Origin of the sequence: Bifidobacterium scaligerum, assembly GCF_002802865.1 — a bacterium.
GTDB classification, from domain to species: Bacteria; Actinomycetota; Actinomycetes; order Actinomycetales; family Bifidobacteriaceae; genus Bifidobacterium; species Bifidobacterium scaligerum.
This window is the reverse complement of record NZ_PGLQ01000013.1, coordinates 20,553-39,213: the sequence shown is the minus strand read 5'-3', so window position 1 is coordinate 39,213 and position 18,661 is coordinate 20,553. Positions and strand designations below refer to the sequence as shown.

Annotated in this window: 6 protein-coding genes; 5 read left to right on the top strand and 1 reads right to left on the bottom strand. The window is 61.5% G+C overall.

What is annotated here, in order from left to right:
• The first annotated feature begins 615 nt into the window (after positions 1–615).
• The 3 genes from CUU80_RS10475 to CUU80_RS10465 all read left to right on the top strand — a co-directional run bounded on the left by CUU80_RS10475 (position 616) and on the right by CUU80_RS10465 (position 11,876).
• On the top strand, positions 616–1,305 hold the full coding sequence (locus CUU80_RS10475) for an Ig-like domain-containing protein (protein ID WP_133119423.1): 690 nt from the start codon (positions 616–618) through the stop codon (positions 1,303–1,305).
• Between the two features lie 75 nt (positions 1,306–1,380).
• Positions 1,381–7,452, top strand: coding sequence for a Cna B-type domain-containing protein (locus tag CUU80_RS10470; RefSeq protein WP_100497280.1), 6,072 nt, complete (start codon positions 1,381–1,383; stop codon positions 7,450–7,452).
• Entirely contained in the window at positions 7,449–11,876 is a 4,428-nt protein-coding gene (locus CUU80_RS10465; protein WP_100497279.1) for an InlB B-repeat-containing protein, read from the top strand. Before CUU80_RS10470 ends, CUU80_RS10465 begins: the two co-directional genes overlap by 4 nt.
• 105 nt (positions 11,877–11,981) lie before the next feature.
• Here CUU80_RS10465 and rlmB read toward each other — a convergent pair whose 3' ends face one another.
• Entirely contained in the window at positions 11,982–12,968 is a 987-nt protein-coding gene (rlmB, locus tag CUU80_RS10460) for a 23S rRNA (guanosine(2251)-2'-O)-methyltransferase RlmB (protein WP_100497278.1), read from the bottom strand.
• Positions 12,969–13,228: 260 nt separating this feature from the next.
• Between rlmB and CUU80_RS10455 the strand changes: the two genes are divergently transcribed.
• Both CUU80_RS10455 and CUU80_RS10445 read left to right on the top strand, forming a co-directional pair.
• On the top strand, positions 13,229–14,668 hold the full coding sequence (locus tag CUU80_RS10455; RefSeq protein WP_243388736.1) for an MDR family MFS transporter: 1,440 nt from the start codon (positions 13,229–13,231) through the stop codon (positions 14,666–14,668).
• 813 nt (positions 14,669–15,481) lie between these two features.
• Entirely contained in the window at positions 15,482–18,520 is a 3,039-nt protein-coding gene (locus CUU80_RS10445; RefSeq protein WP_100497275.1) for a cation-translocating P-type ATPase, read from the top strand.
• Positions 18,521–18,661 lie beyond the last annotated feature (141 nt).

Genomic DNA, 18,661 nt, shown 5'->3' with positions numbered 1-18,661 from the left:
TCCTCCCCTCGTCCTCTCCTCCCCTCCTTCGTCCTCCTCTCCCTGCGTCCTCCGTATCCTCCCGCGGCCTCCCGCGAATATGTACCGCTGAGGTAACGTCAGCGGTACATATTCGGGAGGGGAGGGGGAGAGATGGGGGAGAAAGGAGATGGGAGATGGTGTTCTTGGGGGAAACGGAAACCTCTTAGAGATGTCGTCGGAACCTGCGTCGTTGAAGCTCTCGTCACGGATTCCTCTCCCTGCGTCCTCCGCGGCCTTCCGCGAATATGTACCACTGGGGTAACGTCAGTGGTACATATTCGCGAAAAAAAGAAAGACCGAGGAACTTCCCCCTCCCCCTCCAGATTGCAAGCGTATGCAATTGCAGTGCGTTTTCATGAAAGAACTGCAAGAACAATCAGGGCGATAATCACCTTATCGGCCGTAATTGCAGAAACGCTGATATATGGCAATCGTTTGCAACATGACTATGGCTTAACGTATTCTGAATGACAGAAGCCCCAATGGCATCAATCGATGACGTAGTGCCAGAGCTGTAGTGCCATAGTAGGAGAGAAGATGTTCGTTCAAAACAGACAACAGTCCGTCTACCCGTTGTTGCGAACGTTAGCATCAATGCTCGTGATAATCGCCATGCTGTTGGCTACCGCCATCGTGGGCGTGCCAGTCGCACAAGCCGCAACCACGTATGAAATCGGCAGCGCACAGGCCCCGGTCCTCAAAGACGACACGGTGATCACCATCGACGGCAAGCCGTACACCACCGGCATGACGGTGAACTACGGTGACCCGGTCAAGATGAAGCTGTATTGGACGATGCCCAACGGCGTCGATATCCAAGAAGGCGACCAATTCACCTACGATTTGCCGAAAGGCCTGAATTTCAAATCCAACGAAACCTACACCATCTACGGCGAGGACGGCGGTGAGCGCGGCACATTCACCGTCAACGGCAATAAACTCGTGGCCACCTTCAACCGCAGCGATACCGGCTCGAACAAAAAGATCTACGTCACCGTCAACGGCACCATCACCGAGTCGTCCACGGGCGACAACAACGGCGGCGAGGCCAGCTTCGAATTCCCGGGCATCGGGCAGCTGGAAGTCAACGTGAACGAGCAGCACAGCCTGTGGGCGCAGAAGAACGGCGCCATTTCCACCGAAGACCCCACCGTATTCGATTTCGTGGTGGAAGTGCATGCCAAAGGCAGCAACAAGAACGTCAAGCTCGAAGATTCGATGGGTGAACTGCTCAATCTGGTGCCGGACTCACTCAAGCTGTACACCGATGCGAACTGCACGTAGGAGTACACCGGCAACTGGGAACACACGGAGCAGACCGACACCATCCCCAACGGATTCAATGTCAACATCGACCAGATGACCGATGGTCAGGCGCTGTACGCGCGCTACAGCGTGAAAATCGACCGCAAGCAAGTCGCCGATAACGTTGGTACCGACCTCGTCAAAAACAAGGTCAAGTACTACAGCGACGATTATGCGAAAAAGCAGACCACTGAACAGAGTATCTGGCTGAACAGCAAATGGTCCGTGAAAAAGAACGGCAAGGCCAATACCGTCGACAAGACGGATGAGAACGGCAAGCCGGTACTTGGCAAGGACGGCAAGCCGGTGCAGGTCACCGTGGTCAACTGGACGATCACCGTCAACGCCGGCACAGACGCCGAAGTGCCCAACGCGACAACGATCAAGGATTCGCTCGGCAGCAACCTCAAGGCCCCGACCGGTGACGTGAAGGTCGTCTACTACGACGACAACTGGCAGCCGCACGAGACCACATTGAAATGGGACGATCTGGTCAGCGGCAAGGCTACGTTGCCGAGCAACGGTACGCATCCATACCAGCAGTACAAAATCACGTATTCCACTGAAGTCGAGAAGGTGCCCGAGAGCGGCAGCGGCGATAAAGTCACCGTCAAGAACGATGTGACCGTAACGCCCGGCGACGGCAAGGGCAATGCACTGCCCGGCACCGGCACGGTGACGATCGGCAAGGACGCCGTGGATTTGGACAAGAAGTACACCGGTAAGGCAAACGAAGACAAGACGTTGCAATGGCTGACCACATTCAAGGCCAAGGATGATCTGCCGGCCGGCAAGGTGCTGACCGATACCGTCGACGATGACGGCGCGGACCACGAGGACGGATACGTCAAGCCTGACTGGCAGGTGCTCGACCCGGACGCGAGCACTATCAAGATCTACACCGATAGCAAGCTGACCAAGGAGTACGACGGCAGCGTCACCAAGAAGGTCGCTGCCGACCGCAAGTCCTTCACGATCACCTTCAATGGCGAGATCAAGAAAGACACCAAGCTGTACATCTCGTACACGTCCACTGTGCTTCCCGGCGCACCCACCGGCACCACGTTCTACAACACGGCCCGCTTCGTGAAGAAGGAGGCCACGGATAGTCATACGCCGGTGGCCGACAACATGGACAAGTCCAACTTGTCGAACCAGAACGACGGCAATGGTACGCCGATGAGCCGGAACACCATGCGCTGGCAGCTCAAGGTGCATGACATTCCGGATACCGCACAGTCCGTGGTCATCACCGATACGTTGACCCATGGGGAGAAGGCCCCCGACAACAACTGGCAGTACTACGGCGACCACAGCTATATCCCCGGTTCGATGGTGGCCAAGGACTCCAAGGGCAACACGTACGATGGCGTGACCGTCACCGACAACGGCGACCACACGTTGACGTTTGTCATCGCCAAAGGAAGCAAGGCGTTCGAGAAGGCGCAAAGCGGTGAGCTGCTCATCCAGTACGACACCACGTTCACCGACATCACCGGTGCGCTGGCCCAGAAGCTGCAGTACAAGAACGAAGCCACCATCCATATCGACGGCGAAGCGCAGGGGCCGGATTATTCGGACATCTGGGCCCAGCCCGGCAATCTGGTCTCCAAGAAGGGCACATACGACAAGAAGACCGCGCCGAACATCAACTACACAGTGAACGTGAACCCGGGCGGCTCGACCCTGAACAAAGGAAAGTCGCTGACACTCACCGATACACTCGGTGAGGCACTCACCCTGCGTATGGACAGTGTGGTCATCGCCGACACGAACAGCAAGGCCGAAGTGGCCGGCGCGACATACGCGTACGATCCGAGCACTCGGACGATCACGTTCACCGTGCCCGATTCGCGCGCGATCACAATCACCTACAAGGCCACCGTGCAGCTCAAACCGGGGCAGGAGTTCGGCGATCTCGGCAACAACACGATCGTGCTTGCCGGCTATGAGAACAACAGCGGCACCGCGACCACCACGCAGACCGGCAAGGTCATCGACGCACAGGGCGGCATCAGCTCCGACCTGTACTCACTGCAGATCTACAAGTACGCCGACGGCGACGCCACCAAGCCGCTCAACGGTGCAAAGTTCAAGGTCGAGAAACTCACCGTGGACATGGATGCGAGCAAGAGTAACTGGGATTCGGATTCAACCAAGGACGAGACCGTCAACGGCACGTTGCAGTCCGGCACCACGGGCTACACGTCGACCGCCACCGGTCTGAACGCGGACACGATCTACCGTGTGACCGAAACGGAAGGTCCCGACGGATACCAGTACGACAAGAACAACCCCGCCACGCTGTACGTCGTATTCCCGGGCGGTCAGCCCAGTGGTCATGAAGCCGCGTTCTATCAAGGCAAAACCGTGAACGGTACGCCGCTGACCATCGCCGCCGCACGCGATGTGACACTGCAGAACTACCTGTGGTCGGTGAGCAACGCCAGCGCCAAGAAGGGCTCGTTCAAACTCGACAAGAAGGACGAACAGGGCAACTGGCTGGCCGGCGCCACGTTCACGCTGACCAAGAACGGTGACGCCTCGTTCGTCAGCCAGACGCAGACGACTGCCGACGGCCAATCGATCGAGTTCACGGATCTTACTCCCGGCTCCTACACGCTCACCGAAACCACGGCTCCGGACGGTTACCAGACGGTCGATCCGATCGCCGTCACCGTGACCAATTCCGGTACGGTGCTCGTCAACGGCAAGCCGTTCTCGTCGGCCGACGGCAAACATCTGACCGTCACCGACCATTCGGATGTCACGTCGATCCGCGCTCGCAAGGTGTGGAACGACGATAATAACCGTGACGGCAAACGTCAGCCGGCCGTGTTCCAGCTGCAGAAGTCCGTGGGCGGCGGTCCGTGGACGTCTGTTGCCGGTCAGGACAAGGTGATCAACGAAAGTACGCCGGCCGTGCAAGCTGTGGTCGAATGGACTGATCTGCCGGTGCGTGAGGGAGGCAGGACCGTCACGTACAGGGTCACCGAGAAGGAGCAGGCCGACTATACGACCACCGCCGATCCGGTAACCGAAGCGGACGGCGTGACGACTACCACGTTCACCAACACGCACACGCCGGAAACCGTCTCCGTGCCCGTCACCAAGGTGTGGAACGACGCCAACAACCAGGACGGTCTACGACCAACCAAAATCACTGTGCAGCTTTATGCCAACGGTGTCGCCACCGGCAAGACGCTGGAAATCACGGCCGACGGCAGCTGGAAGGGCACGTTCACCGACCTGCCGAAGTACGAGAACGGCACGCCCATCACGTACACTGTGCAGGAAGTCAACCCGACCAAGGGCTACACGGCGACGACCAGCGGCACCGCAACCGACGCGGACGGCATCACCATCACCAACACGCACTATCCGACCGATACGAAGATTCGCGTCTCCAAGCGCGACCTCGGCGGCAAGGAGATCAAGGGCGCGGAGATGGAAATCGACGGCACGGATGAAGACGGCAATAAGTTCACCGAAAAGTGGACCAGCGAGGCTGGGCAGTCGCGTGAAGTCGAGCTGAAGCCTGGCACGTACACGCTCACCGAGCTGAAGGCGCCGACCGGCTACCGTGTGGCCGACCCGATCACGTTCAAAGTCGTGCGTAATGCCGACCAGTCGCTGTCCGTACAGGACGTGAACGGCAATGCTCTGGACGGCAACGTCATCGTGATGACCGATATCTATAAGACCACCGACGTGAAGATCTCCAAGGTGAGCCTGACCGGCGGCGTGGGCGAGATCGCCGGCGCGAAGCTCACCGTCACCGGCACCACGCTGGCCGGCGAGGCCATCAAGCCGATCCCGTGGACCTCCGCCGGCAAGCCGCGCGAGATCACGCTCGTCCCCGGCACGTACACGCTGCACGAGGCCGAGGCGCCGTCCGGCTACCAGCCGGCGCGCGACATCACCTTCACCGTGAACCTTGACGGCACGGTGAAGGTCGGCAAGGACACCGCCCAAAACAACACCGTCACCATGACCGACGAGCTCAACACCACCAACGTGACCGTCTCCAAGACGGCCGTGGCCGGCGTGGCCGAACTTGCCGGTGCCGATTTCAAGCTGACCGGCACCACGTTCGAGGGTGACGCGGCACCGTTCGACACCGACGCATTCACGAAGCTCGCCGGCGTGACGGTTGCCGACAACGGCGCAGCGCTCACATGGACCTCCTCCTCGGACGGCCCGAAGACGTTCCAGCTGCCCAACGGCACGTACCAGCTCACCGAAACCAAGGCCCCGGACGGCTACGATGTGGCCGCCAAGCCGATCACGTTCACCGTGGAGAACGGCAAGGTCGTGGTCGATGAGGTGGTCAGCGGCGGCAATGTGGTCCGCGTTGAGGATGCGGTCAAGTCGTATACGGCCGTGTCCGTCACCAAGCGCTGGGAGGACGGTGGCAACACTGCACTGCGTGAAGGCGTGACCGTAACGGCTGTGCTGTACAAGAACGGCAAGAAGATGGAAGGCGCTGACTACAGCGTCGAGCTGAATAAGGACAACGGTTGGACTCACGACTGGACCGGTCTGGACGCCAAGGACAGCAAGGGCAACGAGATCACATACACCGTGGACGAGGTACTGTCCGGCGACAACAAGGACGAATACCACGCCTCGATCGTCAAGACGCCGAACGCCAACGGCTACGACGTGGTGATGTACAACATCCATCAGCCCGATGCGCGCAACATCGACCTGACCAAGACTTGGGATGACAACAACAACCAGGACGGCAAGCGTCCTGAGGCGATTCAGGTGACCGTGACCGGCACCAGCAAGCACCCGAAGGACGGCAGCACGACCGGCGAGACGGAGGAGTACTCCGAAACCATGATCGTCACCACGCTCAAGGTTCCGAATAACGCCGAAGGCAACACGTGGAAGTGGACGTTGGAGAACCTGCCGAAGAATAACGCGTACGGCTACGAGTACACGTACTCCGTCAAGGAGACGCCGGTGGCCGATTACAACGGCTTCGACGATTCCGGCGTGTGCTCGGTGGCGGATCCGAAGGATGACCAGTGCAACGTCACCTTCACGGAGACGCCGGCCGCCGCCGACAAGGGCACGAACGAGCAGTTCTCCATCACCAACAAGCACACACCCGAAACCACGTCCGTAACCGTGAACAAGGTGTGGGACGACGCCCAGAACTTCAACGGACAGCGGCCCGGGAAGGTAACCGTCTGGCTGCTGACCAGCCTGTGGGACCAGTCCAACGGCTGGCCCGAGCCGCAGGGCGACGAGTGCAAGGACACTGCCGACAAGAAGCTGGTCGGCGTGAGCTGTGCCGTGCTGACTGCCGACAACAAAACGCAGACCGCCGACAACGACGCGGACCAATCTGACGCAACCAAGGCGGCGGCCGGTGAGACGTGGACATACACGTTCAATAAGCTGCCGAAGTATCGCAACGGCAAGCTGCTGCGCTACTCCGTCACTGAAGAGGCCGTGGACGACTACAGCGCGACGTTCAAGGACACCACACAGTATCCGACGACATCGGCTCCGTCCGAAGGCGGCAGCACAGCCGCCGGCGAGCCAGACGCGTACTCCTTCACGCTGAGCAACCGCAACGTGCCGGACAAGACCGACCTCAACGTGCGCAAGGCGTGGAACGACAACAACGACGCGAACAGAAAGCGCCCCAAGTTCATCTGGGTGCAGCTCTACGAGAAGAACGTCAGCACCACGCCCGCCGTGTTCGCCGATGTCACGACCGCGCCACAGTTCGACAACACCAATACCGATGGCCTGACCGCCGTCGGCGACCCGGTCGAGCTGAACGAGGGCAACAATTGGGCGTACACGTTCACCGAGATCAGCAAGCACAAGCAGTACGAGGTGCGTGAAGTCGCCAAGAACAGCGATGGCAAGTACGTACCGGTGTCTTCGATTGACGGCTACCGACCGCCGATCATCACTGGCGATCAGACTCAGGGTTACGTCATCACCAACACCACCGTGCCAACCCTGCCGCAAGCCGGTGGTGAAGGCCTGACCCGCATCCTGCTGATCGGCATGACGTTCATCGCACTGTCCGGAGTGTTCTTCGGACGCAAGACGCTCGCCGCCGCAGGCAAGCGCGACAAGAAGGGAGATCTCCGATGACTCGGAATACCGCATTGCGCGGTTTGACCGCCTCCCGGTCCGCTGAGAAGCCGGCCCACCTGAACAGGCGGGCCAGGACGACGATGAGCCGGTCCTTGCGCAAGGGGGCGTCGAAGCTGTTCGCGGTGATGCTGGGCGCCGCCATGACGTTCGGCGGCGCGGTCGCGACAACCGCTGCCGTCGCCGATGAGATCGACGCGAACATCACGCAGCAGGCCGCAAGCAAGAAAGCCGGCAAGACCATCGACCCGACCAAGGCGCAATCCGACGTGACGATGATCGCGTTCCAGCAGTCGTGGAACACCATCGCCAAGGAATGTAAGTCCACGTACGGGCCGGAAGGCGTCGGCTACGTGCAGATCTCCCCGCCTGAGGAGTCCGTGCAGGGCACCCAGTGGTGGACGGTCTACCAGCCGATCAGCTACTCGCTCAACTCGCGCTTCGGTACCGAAGACGAGCTGAAGAACATGATCACCGAGTGCAACAGCGTAGGCGTGCAGATCATCGCCGACGTGGTGCTCAACCACACGTCCGGTCATGATGTCTCGTGGGTGGACGACCAGTACGGCGTTGCCGGCACCGCCTACAACGGCACGTACGGCCGTTACCCGGGCATCGGCATCTACCAGTACGAGGAAAGCGGCAACAACCATCAGTACGGACTGGCCTCGGGCGACTTCCACTCCTGCCGCACCAACATCGCCGACTACACCAATGCCGACGAGGTGCAGGACTGCCGACTGTCGACCATGTGGGACATCAACACCGGTTCCAGCCGTGTGCAGAACATTCAGGCCGAGTACCTCGCCAAACTGTGGAACCTCGGCGTGCGCGGCTTCCGTATCGACTCCGCGAAGCATATCGACACGCTCGACCTGAAGGCCATCAAGGCCAAGCTCGCCCAGAAGATCGGTATGAAGGCGGCCGATATCCCGTTCCAGCAGGAGGTCATCTACCATCAGGGCGAATCGGAACTGCTCGCGCCGAAGCATTACACGGCCAACGGCGACGTCACCGAATTCTCCTACTCGTACCAGCTGCGGCAGTACTTCAACGGCGACATCTCCAACCTGAAGAACATCAGCAGCGGCTTGCTGCCGAGCGACAAGGCCACCGTGTTCGTAACCAACTGGGATACCGCGCGCGGCTCCGAGACACTGACGGTCGATTCAGGCTCGCGCTACGAGCTCGCGAACGCGTTCATGCTCGCCTACGACTACGGCAAGCCGAAGCTCATCTCCGACTACTACTTCACGGACGGCAACTCGGATGCCGGCCCGAACGGTACCACGGACACGCATGTGACCGATGTGGACTTCGACGAGGCGTGCAAGACAAGCGGCACCCGCGAACAGGGGCAGTGGCTGTGCGAACAGCGTTGGGCCTCCGTGCGCGGCATGATCGGCTTCCATAACGCCGTTGCCGGCACCACCACGGTCGGCAATTGGCAGCACAACGGCGCGAACAACATCGGTTTCGCCCGCCAGGACGCCAACGGCAAAGACCAAGGCTTCATCGCCATCAACAACACGTTGCAGGAGCATCAGGAGACGTACCAGACGAACCTGCCCAACGGCGAGTACTGCGACGTGTACACGTCCGGCAAGACCTGCAACAAGGTGACCGTGAAGGACGGCAAACTGTCCGTGACGATCGCCAAGCGATCCGCCGTCGCCATCTACGCGGCCGCCGACAAGCCGGACAACTGGGTCGGCTACGAGACCGCGGACACCGGCTACGACGATCAGGCCAACACCGATCGCATCGGTGACGGTTCGGCTACGATCTACTACAAGCCCAGCACCGACTGGGGTAACGACGTGTATATCCAGTACGCGATCGGCGACACATTGCTCAACGGCAAGCCAGTGAAGATGGAGAAGGTCTCCGGTGACGGCGCGGACTGCGATGCGGCGGCCGGTTGGTACAAGACCACCATCCCCGACGCCACGGCGAAGCGGCTCAAGTACCGGTTCACCAACGATCCGAACGGATCCGACGGTGCGCTGTGGGATTACCATGACGGCTATTCAGACGAAGGCGGCTCCAAGCTGTACGAGAACGCGGTCGGTACTGCCATTACCGCGGTCGAGAACCACGACGAGACGATCGGCGTGCCGTTCGTGTGCGTCGCATCGGCCAAGACCACGTTCACCGTGCACTTCAAGGCGTCCACCGACGCACAGAAGAAGGCGACCGGCGTGGTCGTCTGGGGTACGGACGTGAACGGCAACGCGCTGGGCAAGACGTACCATGCGTTCGACAAGACCTCCGATTCGTACGGCAAGCGCATGACCACGACGCTGGGCGGCGACTTCACCACGGTGAACTATCGCATCGTCGCCGCTGAGGACGGCTCGGTGGACGCTGACGCAGTCGCCGGCACAAACGACTCATACGCGGCTTCCGTAATCGACAAGCAGGAAGGCAGCGTGGTAGCCAAGGTGCGCGGCTCCATCGAAGCATGGGCGGACGGCTCCGACGGCAAGTCGTACGACTCGTCCGAGGAATCGCGTAACCCGGCCTCCGTGCCCACGCCGAACGACGTGAAGAACCCGAAGCAGCTCAACGTGATCGTGCACTACATGCGCGCCGACGGCAACTACCAGGAGTACGACCTCGACACGGACGCCTGGAAGGGCTGGGATCTGTGGATGTGGTCGGGTGAGCAGTCCGGTTCCCCGGTCTCGTTCACCGAGCATGACGACTACGGCATGATCGCGCGCTACACGCTCAACCAGCCGACCAAGGGCAACCGCACGCCCGAATTCGTCCTGCGGCAGGGTGGCGATTCGTGGATGAGCAAGGATCCGGACGGCAACGACCGACTGATCCCCGAGTCCGCGATTCAGGTGGCGGCCGGCCAGAACGAGACCGGCACGGCCGAGATCTGGCTGGTGAGCGGCGATCCGACGATCTACACGTACCGTCCGTCGGTGCTCGGAGTGATGTTCGAGACCGGCTTCGATTGGAACGTCAGCCCGCAAGCCGTGGTCTACGGCGGTACGGTCCGTCCGATCGCCGACAGTCAGGTGCCGAAGCGCGAGGGCTACATTCTCACCGGCTGGACCACCGATGCGGACGGCAATGATCCGTTCACTATCGGCGAGGGTGGCACTCCGGTGACCGAGCGCCTCAAGCTGTACGCCCAGTACGAGAAGGCGAACGTGGTGACGTTCGATGCGGGTTCCGATGCAGGCTTCGATTGGCGTATCGACTCGCAGACCGTAAGAACCGGCGGCACGGTATCGGCGCCAGCCAGCAACCAGAACCCGGACGGGCATCGCGACGGGTATAAGTTGCTCGGTTGGAGCACAACCAAGGGCAACAAGGTGGCTGATTTCCAGTTCGACGACGGCAACGGCGGCGGTACCCAGATAACCGGCGACACCACGCTGTACGCGGTGTGGCAGAAGCTGACGTACACGGTGACGTTCGAGACCGGCGAAGGTGGCTCGGATGTTGCGCCGCAGACCGTGGAATATGGCGATGCGGTGAGCGTACCGACTTCCGCCCCGACCCGTACCGGCTACGACTTCGTGAGCTGGGTGACGGATGTCGCCGAGGACGGTACGCCGGGCAACACCCCGTATGTGTTCGGCACTCCGGTGACCGGCAACCTGACGCTGTACGCGAAGTGGACGCAGAAGGGCACGACTGTGCATCTCGTGACATTGCACCACAACGATGGCACCGATGCCGTTGACACCAACTATGTGGAGAATGGCACGTCGATGACCTCGCCCAAGATGACGCGCGACGGATACCGTCTGGCGGGTTGGAGCACGAAGGCGGACGGTCTGGATGACCTGTACGACTTCAGCTCTCAGCCGGTGACCGGTGACCTGACACTGTACGCACAGTGGGTGAAGGTCTGGAAGGTCGCGTTCGACCTCAACTATGAGGACGCTCCGGCGACCGGCGAGGACGGTTCAGTGCCCACGCAGACGGTGGATGACGGCGCGGACGCCTACGCCACGGAGCCTTCGCCCGCTCCGAAGCGCGAGGGATACACGTTCGATGGCTGGTATACGGATGCCGACTTGACCACGAAGTTCGTGTTCAAGGGCGACGCGGGCGATCAGCCCACGTTGGTGACGGCCGACATCACCCTCTATGCCAAGTGGGTGAAGGAAGGCACGAAGCGGACGATTACGTTCCAGCCTAATGGCGGTTCGCTCGGTGAGGGCATGCCCAGCACGCAGCAGGTTCCGGACGGTGAGTACCTGACCAAGCCGAAGAAGAACCCGACCCGTACGGGCTACACCTTCCAAGGCTGGACCACCGTGAAGAACGACGCCTTCGCCTCGAACAAGAACGGCACGTTCTCGGGCGGCAGCGCCTTCGGCTTCGATGCCTACGGCAAGAGCCTCATCCCGATCGACCGCGACGGCACCCTCTACGCCCTCTGGTCCAAGGACTGAGTTGGGTGGGCCGGATACAGCACAACGGCAGTAGGCCGGCACTGTGTCCCTATCAAGGGCTTTCACAGTGCCGGCCTACTGCCGTTATTTCGTATGTTTATAGCCTTACGCGGCCTTGCGGCGTGCGTTGGCCACGGCGTACAGGCTGATGCCGGCCGCCACCGAAGCGTTCAGCGACTCAACGGTCGAGCTGATCGGAATGCCGGCGATCGCATCGCAAGCCTCGCGTACCAGTCGGCTCAGGCCGCTGCCTTCCGAGCCGAGCACCACCAGCAGCGGGTCGGTTTCAAAGCCGGTCTCGCCGACGAGCTTGTCGCCGCCGCCGTCGAGGCCCACCACGTAGTAGCCGCGTTCCTTCAGGCCTTCGATCGCCTTGGTCAGGTTCACCACGCGAGCCACCGGCATGTGAGCGGCGGCGCCGGCGGACACCTTCCACGCGGCGGCGTTCACCGAAGCGGAACGACGTTCCGGCAGAATCACACCGTTGGCGCCGAATGCGGCGGCCGAACGAATCACGGCACCGAGATTCTGCGGATCGGTCACACCATCCAAAGCGATGAACAGCGGACGTGCGGCGATACGAGCGGCCGCGGAATTTGCCGCCTCCATGGCCTTCGCCTTCTTCTCGGCACGCTCCACCAGCTCATGCAGCGAGGAGTACTGATACGGGTCCACCTTCAGAATCACGCCCTGATGGTTGCCGGAGCGGGCGATACGGTCCATCTCCAGACGGTCCGCCTCCATCATGTGCAGTCCGTGGGCTCCGGCGAGCTTGACGATCTCGCGGGTGCGGTCGTCATGCTCGATGCGGGACAGAATGTACAGCGTGGAGCTGGGCACGCCCACGCGCAGCGCCTCCACCACGGAATTGCGGCCGTACACCAGATCCGAGGTATCCGCGGAGGCGAACTTGTCTACGCGACGGCGGGCCGCCAGACGCGGGTCTGCCGCCTGACGACGTTCGACCGCCTTCTTGGCCTTGTATGCCTTGTGATAGACGCGGTCCTCGGCCTTCGGAGTGGGGCCGTATCCCTTCAACTTGTTGCGATGCTTGCCACCCGACCCCTTGGTCGGTCCTTTTTTCATAGCCATAGGGTTCATTCTCCCAGCACCCCGCGCCAAACGGCGCTGTGTTGGTAAGGGTTGGGCTTGCGGGCATGCTGCGCGGCTGGGACTTGCGAATGGGTTGTGCGAATGGGTTGCGCGAGCGGGCTGTGCGGACGGGCTGTGCGGACGGGCTGTGCGGACGGGCTATGCGAATGGGCTATGCGGCTTGGTCTACGAGCGGGTTGCGCGCGCGGGAAGAACGTCGCCCGCCTCCGCGCTCGCTGCATATGAGTAAGGTATTGCAGGTGAAACGGCAACGCGAGATATTCGGACTGTCCCTGTTGTACTGGGGATTATGGCTGGCCATTCTGATCCTGTGGATGGGCCGCTTCGTCACATCGTTCCTCTCCATTTATCTGGTCTCCGCGTTGCATATCAACGAAGGCGTGGTCGGCACGGTCGTCTCCATGTACGGCTTCGGCTCCATTGTCGGATGCCTGTTCGGCGGCACGCTTTCCGACCGGTTCGGCCGTCAACCGATGATCGTCATCGGTGAAATCGGTGCCGCCGCGGCCCTGTTGGTGGTTTCGGTACTGGTCCATCCGATCGGGCTCGGCGCGGCTCTGTTCGTCTATGGTGCGTTCGCCTCGCTGCCCAGCCCGGCGATTGCCGCATACATCGCCGACGTGGTGCCGGTCCAGCGTCAGCAGCGCGCGTATGTCTTGCAGTCGTGGGCGATCAACTTCGGTTACGCGATCGGTCCGATCGCGGCCAATCAGCTCGTCAAAGTCTCGTATTCGCTGATGTTCTACGTCGAAGCGGCGGTGATGATCGGCGTTACGGCGTTGCTGGTGGCGTTCTTCCGCGAGGTCAAGCATCTGGGGATTGCGGTGCCGGTGGCCGTCGCACATTCGGCTCGGACTGCGGTGCCTGACGACGACAATGCAGCTGGGGCTCGCGGTGATGGTAGTGGTCAGGCCCTGTCGCACGATTCGAACGGCTCTGCCATCTCACTCGCCTCAACCACCACGTCTATCGGTCCCGGCGAATCAACCACCCCACCCACTGGTTCAAGCAATACCGTCTCCGACGAACCTGCCGCGCAAAAGCCGAGCCCTTCTTCCCCATCTATGCGCGAGAGCTGGCGTCGCGTGCTTACGGACGTGCCGTTCCTCGCCTTCTCCGTGCTGATGTTCGGCTATTTCCTCGTGTACTTCCAGAGCACGTCCGGCCTGCCCATCGCCATGACCAACCTTGGCCTGGGACTGGGCGACTATTCCGTGCTGCTCACCATCAACGGCTTCATGCTGTGCGCATTGCAGATCCCCGCGATGAAAATCTTCGCGCGCATGGGCAATTCGCGGGTGTTGGTTGCCGGATTGGCGGTGACGGTTATCGGCTATGCGGTGCAGATCGTGGCCGATTCCTGGGCGGGTTTTGCGCTCGCGGTGGTGTTGTGGACGCTTGGCGAGCTGGGCACCTTCCCGATTGCTACTACCACGGTGGCTGCGATGGCACCGTCTTCTGCGCGCGGCACCTATCAGGGTGTGTATAACGTGCTGTGGTCGCTGTCGATTGCCTTGGCTCCGATGATCGGCGGCTGGGTGATCAGCGATTTCGGCGGGCGTGTGCTTTGGATCGCCTGCACGCTGGTGCTGATTGCCGTAACATGCGGTCTGCGCGTGACCAAAGCCTCACGCGACCGTGCGATGGCTCGCAATGTGCGCGAGCAGGTTGCCGAGTAGTTTGGGGTGTCGCGCCGGATTTTCCGTGACGCCATGCCATGGCGTGTGTATTAATGACGCATTCAAGAGATTGCACCTCTGAAACGTCGTGAAACGCGTCGTGGAACATACCGTTGTGACGCAATCCCTTGAATAGGCTCCCCGTTGTTGCTTTTCGTCTGGTCTGCACAGCAAAAGAGGGTGCATACATGGGTGCATGGGCCTTTTCCGCGTTACAAGGGGCTGATTTCCGCTTGCTGGAACATCTATCTGCGTTACAAGGGGCTGATCGTGATGTAATCACACGTCCAAACGGCATAACGGCGTCGGCATATAGGGCCGAATATGGGTGTTATCGTTCCGTCGCAGCCCCTTGTAGAGCAGATAGATGTTCCAGCAAGCGGTAATCAGCCCCTTGTAACCGAGATAGGGTCGTGTTACCACTGGCTTGTGGCTTGTGGCTTGTGGCTTGTGGCTTGTGGCTTGTGGCTTGTGGCTTGTGGCTTGTGGCTTGTGGCTTGTGCGGCGTGAATCGCACCTGTCGTTTTACAACAACGGGTCCATGCGGGGTACGCCGGCCCCGATCCACCGCAACACCACATACCCCCAATACCCGGCAAAACACCGTTACGCTGTGCGGCGACCAGTCCACTGCATTATGGAATAATGGCAATCGTACGCATCGGCAGCAGTTGCGCCGGTGCCCATAACCGCGCAGCTCTGCAAGGTGGTGCCGGTCGGGAGAGAGAACCTGAAACCGGTCTGCCGCACGCATCGGCATCAGGCCGTGATATGCAGGGCTGACTACTCCGCGGCAATACCAAGGAGACAATTATGGTTGATCGACTCAATGATCAATCCGCATCCGCGACCGCAAAGGATGAGGCCGCGCCTCAGACCGCGACGTCTGCGCAGACGCAAGTGCAAACGCAAGCGCAAGCGGTGGAATCAGAGGAAGTACGCGCCCAGAAGGCGCTGTTGGGGGATACCGATCCGAGTCTGACCAGCGCCGAGGACGTGGCCCGCGCGTTGAACGTGGACCCGGCGCAGGGCCTGAGCGAGGCCGAAGCACGCCGTCGACTCGAACAATTCGGCCCGAACGAGCTGGCCAGCGCGCCGCCCGTGCCGAAGTGGAAGAAGTTCCTGGCCCAGTTCCAGGACCCGTTGGTGTATCTGCTGATTGCCGCCACCATTATTTCGGTAATCGCATGGTTCATCGAGAAAGCCAATGCCCATCCGGGAGCGGAGGGCGGCGAGGCGTTGCCGTTCGACGCCATCGTGATCATCCTCATCCTGATCGTCAACGCGGTGCTCGGCTATATGCAGGAGGCCAAGGCGGAGGCGGCGGTGGAAGCGCTCGCGCAAATGACCGCGCCGCAGACCTCCGTGTTGCGCGACGGCAAGGTGCAGCGTATCAACACCGCTGACGTGGTTCCCGGCGATATCGTCGTGCTGGCCGAAGGCGATTCGGTGTCTGCCGACGGTCGTTTGATCAACGCCGCCAGCCTGCGCATCGCCGAGGCTTCGCTGACCGGCGAATCCGTGCCGGTCGGCAAGAAGCCGGAGACGCTTACCGAAGCGAAGGCTCTGGGCGACCGCGCCAACATGATTTTCAACGGCACCTCCGTAACGCAAGGTACCGGTCGCGCCATCGTAACCGGCACTGGTATGAATACGCAGGTCGGCAAGATCGCGGATATGCTGTCCGCCACCGAAGACGAGAAGACCCCGTTGCAGAAGGAGATGGATTACGTCTCCAAGATTCTGGGCATCGCGGTGTGCATCATCGCCGTCGTGGTGCTGGTGGCGCTCGCCGTGCTGGAAGGCTTCAACGATACGCAGGATGTGATCGACTCCCTGCTGCTCGCCGTCTCGCTGGCCGTGGCCGCCGTGCCGGAAGGTCTGGCTGCCATTCTTACCGTGGTGCTGGCTCTCGGCGTGCAGCGTATGGCTGCGCATAACGCCATCGTCAAGAAGCTGCATTCCGTGGAAACCCTCGGCTCCGCATCCGTGATCTGCTCGGACAAAACCGGCACCCTGACCCGTAACGAGATGACCGTCGAACGTGTGGTGACACCGTCCGGCGAGGTGCAGATCACCGGCACCGGGTACGCGCCGGAAGGCAAGATGGTCGGCATCGACGGCTCCGGTCTGGACGCGAATCCGGCCCTGCGCACCGAAGTGATCGATACGTTGGCGGCCGGCGCGCTGGCGAACGACGGTGACCTGCGCCAGGAGAACGGACGTTGGGAGATCGTGGGCGACCCGACCGAAGTCTCGCTGATCGTCGCGGCCCGCAAAACCGACGCTTTGCGCGGTTACGATCGCTTCAACCGTGTGGCCGAGGTGCCGTTCACCTCGGAACGAAAGCGCATGTCCATCATCGCGGCGGACGCCACTGAAGGCGGCAAGCTTACGGTATTCGCCAAAGGTGCGCCGGACGTGCTGCTGAGCTACTGCAAGCGCATCGCCGTCGGCGGGCAGGTCCGTCCGCTGACCGAGGGCGATCGCCAGACGATTCTGGCCACCGTGGAGCGCCTCTCCTCCGAGGCCTACCGCACGCTCGGCCAGGCGTATCGTCCGCTGGGCACCTCGAACCTCTCCGAGGTGCCGGGCATCCAGTCCAATGCCGCCGGTCAGGTGACCGACATCGCCGATCAGGCCGAGGTGATCGAGCATGACCTTATCTGGAACGGCATGGTCGGCATCATCGACCCGCCGCGCACCGAGGTCCGCGATTCCGTGGCCGAAGCGCATCGCGCCGGCATCCGTACGGTGATGATTACCGGCGACCACCCGCTGACGGCCGCCCGCATCGCCTCCGACCTCGGCATCATCGCCAAAGACGGCAAGGCGCTGACCGGCGATCAGCTGGACGCCTTGGCCGACGAGGCCGCGCTCGACAAGGCCACAGCGGACGTCTCCGTGTACGCGCGAGTCGCCCCCGAGCACAAGCTGAAGATCGTCGAGTCGTTGCAGCGGCAGGGCAATATCGTGGCGATGACCGGCGACGGCGTCAACGACGCTCCGGCCGTCAAATCCGCGGATATCGGCGTGGCCATGGGCATCACCGGCACCGAAGTGACCAAGCAGAGCGCCAAGATGATCTTGGCGGACGACAACTTCTCCACCATCGTGGCTGCCGTGCGCGAGGGCCGCGTGATCTTCGACAATATCCGCAAGTTCCTGCGCTACCTGCTGAGCTCCAACGTGGGCGAGGTCTTCACCGTGTTCCTCGGTGTGATCTTCGCCGGATTCCTCGGCATCCGCCAGCCGGAGACCGTGGGCGTGACCGTGCCGCTGCTCGCCACGCAGCTGCTGTGGATCAACCTGCTCACCGACGCTGCGCCGGCCCTCGCCATGGGCGTGGACCCGCAGACCGAGGACGTGATGAACCGTCGTCCGCGCAAGGTGACCGATCGTGTGATCGACGCCTCCATGTGGGGTGACATCATCTACATCGGCGTGATTATGGCCGTCGTGACCCTGATCGGCATGGACATGCATCTGGCCGGCGGTCTGTTCACCGACCGCTCGGTGGATGCGCTCGGTCACGAGGCGCAGATGACCGAGGCCCGTACCATGGGCTTCACGATTCTGGTGTTCGCCCAGCTGTTCAACGCGCTGGCCTCCCGCTCCCACCTGCAGTCCGTGTTCGTCGGCCTGTTCTCGAACAAGTGGCTGTGGGGTGCGATCGGTCTGTCCATCGCGCTGCAGCTTGTCGTGATCTACGTGCCGTTCCTGAACTCCGCGTTCGGCACCACGCCGCTGGGTCCGCTGGCTTGGCTGGAATGCATTGGCTTGGCTGCGTTCGTGCTCGTCGCCTCCGAGATTCGCAAGGTGGTGTTGCGCGCCATGGCCGCCCGCCGGTAGGCCGGTGAGGTGGGCCGCCGGTGTGTGGGGTGTGGTTGATGCGGCTGAGTTGAATGCGGTTGATTAGGCCGTAGACGGACCCTGTATTTCCCGCCCGCCGCCTTACGTAAGATGAAAAACGCTCCTTGACTACTGTGTCAA

Coding starts and splice junctions, on each gene's coding strand:
- CUU80_RS10475 (WP_133119423.1), top strand. CDS start 616: ATGCTCGTGATAATCGCCATGCTGTTGGCTACCGCCATCGTGGGCGTG.
- CUU80_RS10470 (WP_100497280.1), top strand. CDS start 1,381: ATGACCGATGGTCAGGCGCTGTACGCGCGCTACAGCGTGAAAATCGAC.
- CUU80_RS10465 (WP_100497279.1), top strand. CDS start 7,449: ATGACTCGGAATACCGCATTGCGCGGTTTGACCGCCTCCCGGTCCGCT.
- rlmB (WP_100497278.1), bottom strand. CDS start 12,968: ATGGCTATGAAAAAAGGACCGACCAAGGGGTCGGGTGGCAAGCATCGC.
- CUU80_RS10445 (WP_100497275.1), top strand. CDS start 15,482: ATGGTTGATCGACTCAATGATCAATCCGCATCCGCGACCGCAAAGGAT.